12 protein-coding genes are annotated in these 12340 nt (G+C 70.5%); 4 read left to right on the plus strand and 8 right to left on the minus strand.

Annotation, left to right across the window (positions count from 1 at the left end):
* Window positions 1-7 precede the first annotated feature (7 nt).
* Window positions 8-1222, minus strand: a complete 1215-nt coding sequence (locus tag PSC72_RS15150) for a hypothetical protein (protein WP_274322257.1) — start codon at window positions 1220-1222, stop codon at window positions 8-10.
* A 162-nt stretch (window positions 1223-1384) separates the two neighbouring features.
* On the opposite strand from PSC72_RS15150, the gene PSC72_RS15155 reads away from it, so the two are divergent.
* On the plus strand, window positions 1385-3529 hold the full coding sequence (locus tag PSC72_RS15155) for an NHL repeat-containing protein (protein WP_274322258.1): 2145 nt from the start codon (window positions 1385-1387) through the stop codon (window positions 3527-3529).
* Window positions 3530-3595: 66 nt separating this feature from the next.
* On the opposite strand, the gene icd is transcribed toward PSC72_RS15155, so the two are convergent.
* Window positions 3596-4873, minus strand: coding sequence for an NADP-dependent isocitrate dehydrogenase (gene icd, locus PSC72_RS15160; protein ID WP_274322259.1), 1278 nt, complete (start codon window positions 4871-4873; stop codon window positions 3596-3598).
* A 204-nt stretch (window positions 4874-5077) separates the two neighbouring features.
* Here icd and PSC72_RS15165 point away from each other — a divergent pair, with 204 nt between their 5' ends.
* Complete coding sequence (locus PSC72_RS15165; RefSeq protein ID WP_274322260.1) at window positions 5078-7261, plus strand: ATP-binding protein; 2184 nt, start codon at window positions 5078-5080, stop codon at window positions 7259-7261.
* A 68-nt stretch (window positions 7262-7329) separates the two neighbouring features.
* The gene (locus PSC72_RS15170) at window positions 7330-8244 is read left to right on the plus strand and encodes an isoaspartyl peptidase/L-asparaginase (RefSeq protein ID WP_274322261.1); all 915 of its coding nucleotides are present in this window, start codon (window positions 7330-7332) and stop codon (window positions 8242-8244) included.
* Window positions 8245-8268: 24 nt separating this feature from the next.
* Here the strand turns inward: PSC72_RS15170 and PSC72_RS15175 are convergent, their stop codons facing one another.
* The 5 genes from PSC72_RS15175 to PSC72_RS15195 all read right to left on the minus strand — a co-directional run bounded on the left by PSC72_RS15175 (window position 8269) and on the right by PSC72_RS15195 (window position 10111).
* Entirely contained in the window at window positions 8269-8661 is a 393-nt protein-coding gene (locus tag PSC72_RS15175; protein ID WP_274322262.1) for a PIN domain-containing protein, read from the minus strand.
* Window positions 8658-8912, minus strand: a complete 255-nt coding sequence (locus PSC72_RS15180; RefSeq protein ID WP_274322263.1) for an antitoxin VapB family protein — start codon at window positions 8910-8912, stop codon at window positions 8658-8660. Before PSC72_RS15180 ends, PSC72_RS15175 begins: the two co-directional genes overlap by 4 nt.
* A 48-nt stretch (window positions 8913-8960) precedes the next feature.
* Window positions 8961-9314, minus strand: a complete 354-nt coding sequence (locus PSC72_RS15185; RefSeq protein ID WP_274322264.1) for a DUF7521 family protein — start codon at window positions 9312-9314, stop codon at window positions 8961-8963.
* Complete coding sequence (locus PSC72_RS15190) at window positions 9311-9649, minus strand: ArsR/SmtB family transcription factor (protein ID WP_274322265.1); 339 nt, start codon at window positions 9647-9649, stop codon at window positions 9311-9313. The genes PSC72_RS15185 and PSC72_RS15190 overlap by 4 nt, the downstream gene beginning before the upstream one ends.
* Before the next feature lie 123 nt (window positions 9650-9772).
* Window positions 9773-10111: a hypothetical protein gene (locus PSC72_RS15195; RefSeq protein ID WP_274322266.1), complete on the minus strand. Its 339-nt coding sequence runs from the start codon at window positions 10109-10111 to the stop codon at window positions 9773-9775.
* 238 nt (window positions 10112-10349) lie between these two features.
* On the opposite strand from PSC72_RS15195, the gene map reads away from it, so the two are divergent.
* Entirely contained in the window at window positions 10350-11246 is an 897-nt protein-coding gene (gene map / locus PSC72_RS15200) for a type II methionyl aminopeptidase (protein WP_274322267.1), read from the plus strand.
* Between the two features lie 241 nt (window positions 11247-11487).
* Here the strand turns inward: map and PSC72_RS15205 are convergent, their stop codons facing one another.
* On the minus strand, window positions 11488-12186 hold the full coding sequence (locus tag PSC72_RS15205; RefSeq protein ID WP_274322268.1) for a DUF2270 domain-containing protein: 699 nt from the start codon (window positions 12184-12186) through the stop codon (window positions 11488-11490).
* Window positions 12187-12340 lie beyond the last annotated feature (154 nt).

Raw genomic sequence — 12340 nt, forward strand, 5'->3', positions numbered from 1 at the left:
GGCCCCCTCAGATGTCCCACTGGCCGACCGTGAACGACAGGTCGACCTCCGTCCCGTCGACGGTCACCGTCCCGGAGAGGTCCGTCTGCTTGCCGCGCAGGTCGCGGAGGCCCTCCCCGTCGAGGGGTTCGCGCGCGACGACCACCGACTGATCGCCCTCTCCCTCGCGGAGGCCGACGTACAGCGAGTCGCCCGGTTCGAGCGGCTCGTCCAGCGTGACGGTCTCCGTGGTCCCGTTGTGGGTGAACCGGAACTCGGCGTCGGCGGGGACGGCCGGTCCGCCGGTCATCGTCACGTTGAGCGCGGTGCCGTTGGGGGTCTTCTCGGCGACACCGCGGGGGACGCTGTCGAACCACGACGGCCGCGGGACCGTCTCGACTCCCCACTCGTAGTCGTAGTCGTAGGTGTCGGCCGCCGATTCGTTCTCGCCGACCTCGCCGACCAGGCGGTGAATGCGGCCGCTGTCGTCGACGAGCATGCGACCTGTGTAGTGGTCGAGCGTCGACCCGGCACTGCTGGTTCCGGTCATCTGAAGCTCGTGCAGCGTCCGCCCGTCGACGTCGGTCGTCCCGGTCCACTCGTAGTTGCCCGTCGACAGCCGGACGGCGAGCGCGAAGACGACGGTCCCCGTCGGGTCGCCCCGTCCGGCCGACGCGTTGTGCGTCGCCGACATCTCGTAGGGCGGCCCGAAGTACGTCCGGTTGGTCACCGCGACGCCGTCGCTGTACCAGGTGACGCCCTCGGCCGTCCGCGCGTAACTCACGCCGTCGGCGTGGTAGTTCACTCGCGTGTCGTTGCCGTTGCGGTGGTCGAGCCGCCAGCCCGACGAGTTGGCCGCTTCGAGGTGGGCGACCAGCAGGGCGGTCTCGTTGACCCGGCCGTTCGCACCGATCCCCGGCGGGAGCGACGTCCCGTCGCTCGGCGTCGCGAGCGCCTCGGGCGTGAGCGTCGGCATCGGCGTCTGCGTCGCCGTCGGCCCGGTCGTCGGTTCGGTCGTGGGCGTCGGCCCGGTCGCTTCGGTCCCGTCCGCCGATCCGTCGCCCGAGTCGGCGGCCTGTCCGTCGGTCGCCGTCGGATTGTCGGTCGGCGCTCCGTCACCCGACTGTTCTGTCCGCTCCGTCGCCGTCGCGTCCGGCGTCCCGGTCCCGCCGCCGATGGCCGCACAGCCCGACAGGACCACGAGCGCCGCCACGACCAGTGTCATCCCCCAGTCACGTCGCATACACCGACCGGCCGCGCCCGTCCGTATAGTCGATTTCGGTTCGCCGCCGGAATCGCGGCCGTCGGAGCGGCGGTCCGAGCGGTCGATACGGCCGTGCTGACCGGGGTGGGGCCGATCGATCGGGAGAGTAAACGACATGAGCATAGATGTCAATTGGTCTGTATGGGTGGGTTCACGTTCCGGAGGTCGTACGGATCGCGGTCGCCAGTCTGCTCGCCGCGCCCGCCGACGCCGCTGACCGAGTGCGACCTGCAGCTGGCGTCGCCGGTCGGCCTCGCACAGGACCGCCGCGGGAACGTCTGGATCGCCGACGCCGGCCACAACCGACTGCTCGTCGTCGACGACACGCTGGAGCGGCTGCTCGGCCAGGTCGGCACGGCCGGCGACGAACCGGGATCGTTCGACCTGCCGCTCCGACTCGCCCATCATCCGACCGCGGCGGCCGTCTACGTCGCCGACACGGGGAACGGGCGCGTCCAGCGGCTCGACTACGAGTACGACGGCGAGGTGCCGCGGGTCTCCGGTGTCGACGCGTTCGCCGCCACCGGCGAGTTCCATCCGAACGGGGTCGTCGCCCACGAGTACCGGGACGGCGTCCGGGTCGTCGCGGCCGACGAGTTCTACCGCGAGGGAGACGACCTGCGCGGCCGGCTGGTCGTCTTCGACGAGGACGGGACCGAACTGCGCTCGATCCGCTCGATCGGCGCGGAAGACCCGGTCCCGCTGTACTGGCCGCAGGGCCTCGACGTCGACGACGCGGGACGCCTCTACGTCGCCAACACGGGTTACGGCGTGCTCCACGACGGCCCGACCGGGCCCCCGAAGCTCGCCTCTATCGTCCGCTGCGACCGGTGGGGCGAGCCGGCCCCCTTCGAGGGGTGCGCCGACGCGGTGCTGGACGACCTGCCGATGCCGCGGGACGTGGCCGTCGTCGGCTCGGGCCGCGACGCGCAGATATTCGTGCCCGACGCGGGGACCGGCCGGGTCCACGTCTACACCAGCGTCGGCATCCCCGACGGCGTCGTCCCCGAGAGCGACGAGGACCTGCGGGCCCACGCGGGCCTCGAAGACGGGGTCGGGATCCCTCGGGACGGCAGACTCGACGAGCCCGGCGACGGCGACCCCGGCGAACAGCGCCGCTTCGAGGGCCCTGTCGGGATCCGCCCGTTCGACGGCGTCTCCGCCCCGGACAGCGACGCCGACGACCCGACGCTCGCCCTCCTCGTCTCGGAGGCGATGTCCCAGCGGGTCGGCGCGTACGCCGTCGACGTCCACCGAGAGACCGGCCGTCGCTTCGGGACGGTCGGCGGCGTGCGCGACGACCCCGGCCAGTTCTCGGTCCCGACGGGCTCGGCGGTCGTCGGTGCCGACGGCGGGCCGCTCTCGGGGAGCGGCCTCGTCGCAGACGGCGCCAACGGCCGCCTCCAGCGGTTCCCGCTCGACGGCACGGTGTCGAGCGGCGACTCCGCTCCTGACGACGGCGCGGACGCGCTCGCCCCGGTCGCGCTCCCGGCGACGCGGTTCCCGTTCGGGCTCGCGTTCTGGCCGTCGGTGGGAGGCGGCGGTCGGCTGTTCGTGACCGACTACACCGCGCGCTACCGCGAGGACGACCGCGGGCAGATCCACGTCTACGCGGTCGACGAGGACGCCAGCGGCGAGCGCGGCGCGGTCGACCTCTCGCTGGTCCACTCGTTCGGCTCGTGGGGACTGGGCGAGGGCGAGGTCAAGCTCCCGCGCGGCGTGGCCGTCGAGCCGGTCGGCGGCCAGCGAGCCCGCGTCTACGCGGCGGACTCGGGCAACGGCCGGATCGGCGTCTGGGAGTACGACTGGGTGAGCGACGCGGCCACGCCGCTCGGGGACCGGGGCTGCTTCGGGTACATCGAGGGCGGATTCTGGAACCCGTCCGACGTGGCGGTCGGCCGGCGAGGCCTCTACGTCGCCGACGAGAACAACCACCGGGTCCAGCGCTACGACGGCGACGAGTGGCACGCCGTCGGCGCACCGGGATACGGTTCGGGCCACGAGTTCCTGCTCCCCATCTCCGTCGATACCCACGACGGGTACCTCTTCGTCCTCGACCTGGTCACCCGGGCCGTCTGCGTCTTCGCGGAGGACGGCGACGCCGACGGCGGCCTGCGGCCGGTCGACTCGATGCGGGCGTTCGGAGGCGACGCGGCGTCGGGCGACCTGTGGCTCCCCTACCTGCTCTCGGTGGGCGACGTCTCCGACGCGGCGGGCGTCGACGCGGTCGTCCCCGACTCGACGCTCCACGTGGCGCACCACTACACGTGGTCCAGTGAGGAGTGACCCGGCGAGAGCCGGTCGGCGGTCGTCGCGACGGCGCGAAAAAACGAGTCGGTGTCGGCGACGTGGTTACGACAGCTGCTCGATATTATCGACGATGGCCTCGGCGTACTCGTCGGTGCCGACCTTCTCGGCGTCCTCGCGCTGGCGCGCGAGGTCGTAGGTCACGGTGCCGGAGGAGATGGTCTCCTCGACGGCGTCACGCACGAGGTCGGCGGCGTCCTTCCAGCCCATGTAGTCGAACATGAGGCGGCCGGAGAGGATCATCGCGGTCGGGTTGGCCATGTTCTGGCCGGCGCGCTTGGGCGCGGAGCCGTGGACGGGTTCGGCGAGCACGCGCGCGTCACCGAAGTTGGCGCCGGGCGCGATGCCGAGGCCGCCGATCTGGGCGCCGGCGGCGTCGGAGAGGTAGTCGCCGTTGAGGTTCGGCATGGCGAGCACGGAGAACTCGTCGGTGCGCAGCTGCATCCACTGGAGCATCGCGTCGGCGAGGCGCTCCTCGACCATGACGGCGCCCTCGGGGACGTCGATCTCGTCCTGCTCTTCCCACAGCGAGTCGGGGGCGGCGAAGACCTCGTCGTCGGGGTACTCCTCGTCGGCGACCTCCATGCCCCACTCGGAGAACTGCCCCTCGGTGAACTTCATGATGTTCCCCTTGTGGACGAGCGTGACCTTGTCGCGGTCGTGCTCGATGGCGTAGTCGATGGCCTTGCGGACGAGGCGCTTGGAGCCCTTCTCGGTGATCGGCTTGATGCCGATGCCGATGGGTCCGTCGTGCATCGTCTCGTCGAAGCCCATGTCCTCCTCGATGAACTCGCGGACCTGCTCGACTTCCTCGGTACCCTCTTCCCACTCGATGCCCGCGTAGACGTCTTCCGTGTTCTCACGGAAGGTGACCATGTCCATCTCCTCGGGCGCCTTCATCGGCGACGGGACGCCGTCGAGGTAGTAGGTCGGGCGGACGTTCGCGTAGAAGTCCAGCGTCTGGCGCAGGGCGACGTTCAGCGAGCGGAAGCCGGCGCCGACGGGCGTCGTCAGCGGGCCCTTGATGGCGACGCGGTGCTCGTCGATGGCGTTGACCGTGTCGTCGGGCAGGTTCTCGTCGTACTTCTCCCGGCCGGACTCGCCGGCGTAGACGCGCATCCACGAGACGTCCCGGCCCGTGGCGTTCGCGGCGGCCTCCAGCACTTTCTGGGCGGCAGGTCCGACGTCCTTCCCGATACCGTCCCCGTGGATGATGGGGACGATCGGATTCTCGGGCACATCCAGCTCGTCGGCCTCCTCGTCGATGACCTCGATCGCCGTTCCGTCAGACGGAACCTCGACCTTGTCGTACTCGTATCCCATACGCCGCCCTTCTGCGTTCGGGCCTAAAGGACTGCCGTTTTCCGTGAACGATTTTCCGTTGCTCGGTCGCCCCTGAGACCCGAATCTGTTCGGAATCACCGAACGAATTTCGACGATGGCCGAGCGGTGTGTCGACGATCCCCGCAGACGGGAGAACACTTATCAACGAGACTGGAGAACAACGGTGGCGATCAGGGTTTCGTGATGGGGAAGTTCCTCGGGGGGCCATCGGCAGTGCTGATCGTCGCCGGCGCCCCCGCGCTGGGCGAGTCGGTCGCGAGCGCGATCGAGCGACGGTCGTTCCCTTCGCCGGTCACCAGCGCGGAGGTCCGCGCAGCGGAGGCGACGGACCACGACCAGACCGTCGATTCGGTCGCCTGTTCGACCTGCGCCGAGGCGCTGGCGAGACTCGAATCGACCGAGGGAGTCGGGTGCGTCGTCGTCGACGACGCGCTCGCGGACCGGTCGGTCGCCGACTGCGTCGCGTCGATCGTGAACGAGCATCCGGACCTGCCGGTGGTCGTCTACGCGGCCGACGGCGACGAGGGGCTCGCGAGCGAGACGACGCGGGCGGGCGCGTTCGCGTACGTCCCTCAACCCGCCGACGCGGCGGCGGTCCCCGACCACGGGGACCTACTCGACACCGTCGGCGAGGCGCTGGCAGTCCACGACCGGCGCTACCGCGCTGCGGTCCAGAGCGACATGCTCGACGCGATGTTCGACGACCTGGGGGTCCCGCTGTACGTCAAAGACGACGAGGCTCGCCACCTGAAGATGGCCGACGTCCACGGCGCGCCCGACCCCGTCGACTCCATCGGGAAGACGGACTGGGAGCTGTACTCGTGGGACGACGAGTCGAAGGTCGAGGCGCTTGGCGACGACCGGCTGGTCATCGACGAGGGCGAGCCGATCCGCGAGCGCGAGGAGCGCCACGGGCCGCCGGATGCCGCCCGCTGGCTCAAGACGACGAAGGTCCCCTGGCGCGACGGCGACGAGGTCCGCGGGCTTGTCGGGATCACCCAGGACGTCTCCGACGAGAAGCGCACGATCCGCGACCTGCGGGCGCGCAACCGCCGGCTCGACGACTTCGCCACCTTCGTCGCCCGGGACCTGCGCAACCCGCTGCACGTCGCGATGGCGTACCACGAGTTCGCCCGGGAGGGCGAGGAGGGCGCCGCCGAGACCGTCGCCGACGCGCTCGAACGCATGGAGGAGCAGATCGAGAGCCTGAGCGAACTCGCCACCTCCGGCGAGACGGCGCCGGCGCCCGTCGGCGGCGTCGAGTTCCCCACCTTCCTCCAGGTGGCGTGGGACGAGGTCGCGACCGCGCGGGCGACCCTCGAGATCGAGATGCCGGCGGAGACGCGGCTGTACACGAACCGGCTCCAGCTCAAGCCGCTGTTCGAGCGCCTCTTCGAGAACTCGGTCGAACACGCCGGCCCGGACGTGACCGTCCGCGTCGGGCTCACCGGCGACGGCTTCTTCGTCGAGGACGACGGCCCCGGGATCCCGGAGGAGGAGCGCGAGGCGGTGCTCGAAGACGGCTTCACGTCCACGCCGACCGGCGCCGGAACGGGGCTGGCGATCGTCTCCGAGATCGCGGACACGCACGGCTGGGACTTCCGCATCCGCGAGCCTGGGGACGGCGGGGCCGCCGACGGGGGCGTTCCGGACGAGGGGTCCACAGGCGGAGACGAGGGGACCGCAGACGGGGGCGACGCGGCGGCGATCGGCGACTCCGCGTCCCCGGGCGTTCGCTTCGAGTTCGGAAACGTGCTGCTGGTCGCCGACCCGGAACCGGCCGGGGAGATCGGTCCGTCCCGCCCGCTCACGACCGGCACCGACGTCGGTGACGCCCTCAACACGGGCGAGTCCTCCCACGACGCGGCGACCGGTCGCTGGACGCTCAGCGCAGCGGGCGACAACCTGATCGGGCAGACGGACGAGTTCCACTTCCGCTGGGCGGCGATCCGCGGCCCCTGTCGCGTCGAGGCGCGCCTGGCCGAGTTCGACCCGCCGGCCGACTGGAGCAAGGCCGGCGTCATGATCCGCGACACCGCGACCGAGCGCGCGCCGTTCGGCTACGTCGGCGTCACCGGCAACGGCCGCACGGAAGTGCTCTGGCGCGCCGAGGGCGGCAGGCCGACGCGCCGGCAACTGCTGGAGAGCGGCGACCGCAGCTTCGAGTGGTTCGCGCTGGAGCGGACCGGCGACCGCGTGACCGCCTTCCTCTCGGCCGACGGCGAGGAGTGGCACGCCGTCGACCAGCGCCCGGTCGCGCTCGGCGAATCCGTCTGCGTCGGCCTCGCCGCCTGTAGCACCATGATCGGCGCCTACTGCGAGGCCGCGTTCGAGGACGTGACCGCCGCCGAACTCCCCGGCGAGTGACCGACGGGGCCGCGGTCCGTCGTCGCCGTGACACCGAACTTATGCCGTCGGCGGGGGCACGGAGAGGTATGCAGATCATCGCCCACGGCGGCGCGGGATCGCCCCCCGACGAGCCCGCCGACCGCCAGGCAGTGCTCGAGGAGGCCCTCGCCTGCGGCGCCGAGACCGAGGACCCGATTGCGGCCGTCTGCGCGGCGATCCGCGTCCTCGAAGTCGACCCGGCGTTCAACGCGGGCGTCGGCGGCGCCGTCCAGAGCGACGGCGTCGTCCGCACCGACGCGGGGCTGATGACCGCCGACGGCGCGGTCGGCGCCGCGGGCGCGATGCCAGGCGTCTGCCACGCCGTCGAGGTCGCCCGCGCCGTCATGGAGGAGACCCCGCACGTCATGCTCGCCGGCGAGCGCGCCGTCTCCTTCGCCGACGCGGTCGGCGTCGAGACGGGGATCGACCTCTGGGCCGACCGCACGCGCGAGCAGTGGACCGACGCCGACCCGCCCGTCGACGACCCCGCGGCGCACCTCCGGTGGGTCCGCGAGCGCTTCGCCAGCGACGAGGAGGACCCGGAGCGAGCGACGGCAGCCGACCGGGCGGTGACCGACGCGCGCGACCACGACACCGTCGGCGCGGTCGCGCGAGACGGCGACGAGATCGCGGCCGCCACGTCCACGGGCGGCCGCTGGTACGCCCTGTCGGGCCGCGTCGGCGACGTACCGCAGGTCGGTGCCGGCTTCTACGCCTCCGAGGCCGGCGGCGCGAGTGCGACGGGCGCCGGCGAGGACATCGCCCGGGAGGGACTGGCCCGGCGGGCCGTCGCACTGCTCGAACGGGGGGCCGACGCCGAGACGGCGGCGTGCATCGCGATCGAGGAGTTCGACGACGCGGCCGACGGGGACGCGGGGATCATCGTCGTCGGTGCCGACGGGACCGTCGGCGAAGCGTTCAACAGCCCGGCGATGCAGACGGCGTGGGCGAGGACCGAGTAGACGCGACCGTGGGCGGCCGTCCTGTTAGAACGATTCGACGGCGAGTCCGTCGACGGCCTCGAAGTCTCCGTCGGACGTGACGACGGGTTCGTTGAACTGCAGCCCTGTCGCGGCGACGAGCGCGTCGCCCGGTCCGAGCGTCGGTTTCCGGTCACTAGCGAGATGCTGGCCTTCTACCACACCGGCGCGGCGAGCGATGTTTTGGTCGATTTCCACGATCGGTTTGTTCGCGACCAGCGCCTCGAACTTCCGTGCGTTGCTATTCGCGTTTTCACCGGCGCCGACGGCGACGTAGAGTTCTTGCAAGACGACGGTCGGGACTCGTAGCGGAACGTCCGCAGTTTCGAGTTCGAGCGCTTTCTCTCTGGCGCCGTCGCCTTCGTCAAGCGCGACGAGAAAGTCCGTGTCGAGAATCATCCGTCGCCGTCGGTATCGATACCGAGTCGGTCTAGACGGTCTTCGCTTTCTTCGGTGCCGGCTCGTTCCGACCGTTCGACAAGCTCTCTGTGGCGGTCGGGGTCGGTCGGCGAGTCTCCGTCGGCGAAGTCGAGGAGCGTCCACTCGCTCGTGAGCCGATCGATGGCCTCGGAAAACGTCTCGTCCGCCCGCTTGCGGCTCTTGATGCGCTCGTAGACGTCGTCGTCGAGGCGGACCGTCTTCGTTCCCATGTGTATACGTCGTTTACAGATGCGGAAAAGTGTTGTTCCGCCGTCGTCTCAGCCACCGGCCTCGGTCTCCAGCCGGATCGCGTACAGGATAGCGAGCGTCCCGAGCAGCTGGCTCACCTCGGAGACAGCGCCGAGGGCGAGGCCGACCGCCCCCTCCGATCCCGCGACCAGGCCGACCAGAAACGATAGCCAGGGGACGACCATGATCAGAACGAACCCCGCGGCGACGAACAGCATCGCCCGGTTGCCGCTGCGGCGGTACCCGCGGTAAGCGATGTAGCTGATGACGACGCCGACGAGCGCCGAGAGGAGGTCGACGCCGACGAGCGCGAGTTCAGCGGGGCCGAACAGGTCGCTCTGGAGCGGGGCGAGTGCCGTCGGGAGAGGGGGGATCGGAGTCATAGCTCGTCGATGAGTCTGGTGAACGCGTCGGCCATGGTGTCGCGGCGGTCGACGGTGAGGTCGAAGCCGTCGTCGGTGACGTCGACCGTCACCCGGTCGAGCGTCGCCTCGTAGGTGCCGTGGTGCCCGCCCTCGTCGATTTCGGTCCGCTCGGCGACGAGGTCGTGGGTCTGGAGGTCCTCGATCCGGCGGTAGACGGTCGTCTCGGAGACGCCGCAGCGCTCGCTCAGTTCGGCGACGGACATCGGCCCCTCCCTGGTCGCGAGCAGGATGCACCGGACGGTGTCGTCCGCGAGGAGTTCGGCGACCGATTCGACGTCGTCCTCCGCATTCACTGTCGGTGCGTGCGTGTGTGATCGCTTAAATCTGATCGGTGCCGCGGGCTACTCGGCCCGCCCGTGTGGGCCGCTGCGGCGCCTCCGGTCCCGCTCGGCGATGGTCCGTCGGGTCGCCGCCGCTCACGCGCCGTTCGCCTCCGTCGACTGCCGCGGTAACACGACGTTCACGCGGTAGAGCGTCCGCGCGACCACGAGCACGACGGCGGCGGTCAGCGCCAGGTCGAGGACGTCAGACCCGTGACCGGCGACCGTCAGCCCGCCGACGACGCCGACGGCGACGCCGACTCGGATGACCGCGCTCCCGACCACGTCGCCGACGGCGTCGGGGTCGGCCGCCGACGTGCGGTCGAACCCGGCGATCAGGAACGTCCAGCCGTGGAACCGCACGAGGTATCCGACGACGACGAGCGCGACGCCGGTCGCGATCGATACCGCGCCGTTCGAGAGTGCGGGCGTCATGTGCGGCGGTACGCACCGATCGGGCAAAAGCCGGCGAGTTCGACCGCAGGCCGTGCGGCTGGCCGAAAATTATTTCAATCAGTTCGGGCCGGTCCGGTCGTCTCCCGCCTGCGCTCCGATCGGTTCCCGGACCAACCCGCCTGCGCTCCGAGCGTTCCCTGACCAACCCGCCTCCGATCTGCGGCGCCGTCCTCCGCGACACAGAAACCCTTTGACCGCAGGGCGCAAACCGCCTGCCATGAGCGACGTGGACTTCGAGTCCGAGCAGTACGAGAAGTGTCGGGAGGCCGGCGAGATCCTCGCGCAGGTGCGCGACGAGGCCGCCGAGCGCGTCGAGGTCGGCGGGAGCCACCTCGAACTCGCCGAGTGGACGGAAGACCGTATCCGCGAACTCGGCGGCAAGCCCGCCTTCCCCGTCAACATCAGCATCGACGAGGAGGCCGCGCACGCGACTCCCAGCGTCGACGACGAGGAGACCTTCGGCGAGGAGATGATCAACCTGGACATCGGGGTCCACGTCGACGGCTGGCTCGCCGACACCGCCGTCACCGTCGACCTCTCCGGGAACCCGGAACTCGCCGAGGCGCCCGCGGAGGCCCTCGACGCCGCCATCGACCTGATAGAACCGGGCGTCGAGACCGGCGAGATCGGCGCCGCCATCGAGGAGGTCATCGACGGCTACGGTTACAACCCGGTCGTCAACCTCACCGGCCACGGCCTGGGCCACTGGGAGCAGCACACGACGCCGAACATCCCCAACCGCGAGGTCGCCCAGAGCGTCGAACTCGAAGCCGGCGACGTCGTCGCCATCGAACCGTTCGCCACCGACGGCGGCGGCAAGGTCCAGGAAGGCAGCGACGAGGAGATATGGGGACTCGAACGGGAGGGGTCGGTGCGCGACCGCAACGCTCGCCAGGTGCTCGAACAGGTCACCGAGGAGTTCAAGACGCTCCCCTTCGCGACCCGCTGGCTCGACAACTCGCGCGCCTCGATGGCCCTGCGCCGTCTCGAACGCCAGGACATCGTCCACGGCTACCCCGTCCTCAAGGAGGAGGACGGCTTCCTGGTCAGCCAGAAGGAGCACACGGTCATCGTGACCGAGGACGGCGCGGAAGTGACGACGCGGAGCCGCTAAGCCACCGACGGCGTCCGAGCGGAGCGAGGACGCCGCTTTTTGGTCCAGATTTTTGCCGGGTGGGTTCCGAAGCGAACGGAGTGAGCGAGGAATCCCACCGGGAAAAAGGTGGGAGCGACGGCGCGGAAGTGACGACGCGGAGCCGATAGCGTGGTTCGAGCATAGCGAGAACCACGTTATTGCGAGCGGGGAACGCAGTGACCCGCGAGTAGCGAGGTCGACCGAAGCGAGCGGTTCGCTCTCAGTCGTCTTTCCACTCCCCTTCCTGGTTGCGCTCGTAGAACTCGCCTTTCGACTCGCGGTCCTGCGGCCAGAGGGCGACGACGACGGCGGCCGCGTAGAAGAGCGCGACGGCGCCGACGACGACCGTCCCGGGGACGTTGACGATAGACGCGTTCTCGAAGACGCTGCCCTTGGGCGCGAACACGGTGACGCGCGCGACCCACGAGGCGAGCAACACCAGGAGCAGCGGTAGATACATCCGCCGGAGTCGTCGCCGATAGGCCTCGAAGAACGAGGTCTTGAGCGCCGGACGGCGGAGGTCTTCCCCGAGAGCGCGGCGCCAGTCGCCGTGTTCGAACCCGCCGTCGGGGTCGACGGTGGGCGCGAACACGTCTTCTTCGAGCAGCCGGACGCGCGACCGCCACACGTCGTAGGCGCGGTACCGGCGCGTCTCGATGACGTGGAAGACCGCCACCGTCACCATCCCGATCAGCAGCAGGTAGTGGGGGTTGTCGCTGCTGGAGAAGACGAACGTCAGCAGCGCGGCCATGATCGTCACCGCCCAGTTGGTCGTGTTGTCGAGGCGGCCGCGCCACGCGGTCGACCGGTCCATCTCGGCCCGGTAGAAGTGGCCCAACAGCGACGGCATGCTCTCCTCGAACTTCGCGAGCAGGTCGGTCTCGGCGTTTCCGTCGTCCGAATCGGAGCGGTCCGACATGTGCGTCGGTACGGCCGCTGCGGACGTGGGTCTTCCCCGCGCAGGTCAAGGCGCCGCGTCGCAACGCGCCGCGGGAACCGGCCGCCCGCGTCGGACCCGGTTGCGCGACCGGATCGGTCGTCGGTGAACTGAAGGGACCCGCGGTACAACCGGT

This window comes from Halosimplex aquaticum (assembly GCF_028747785.1).
Lineage (GTDB): Archaea > Halobacteriota > Halobacteria > Halobacteriales > Haloarculaceae > Halosimplex > Halosimplex aquaticum.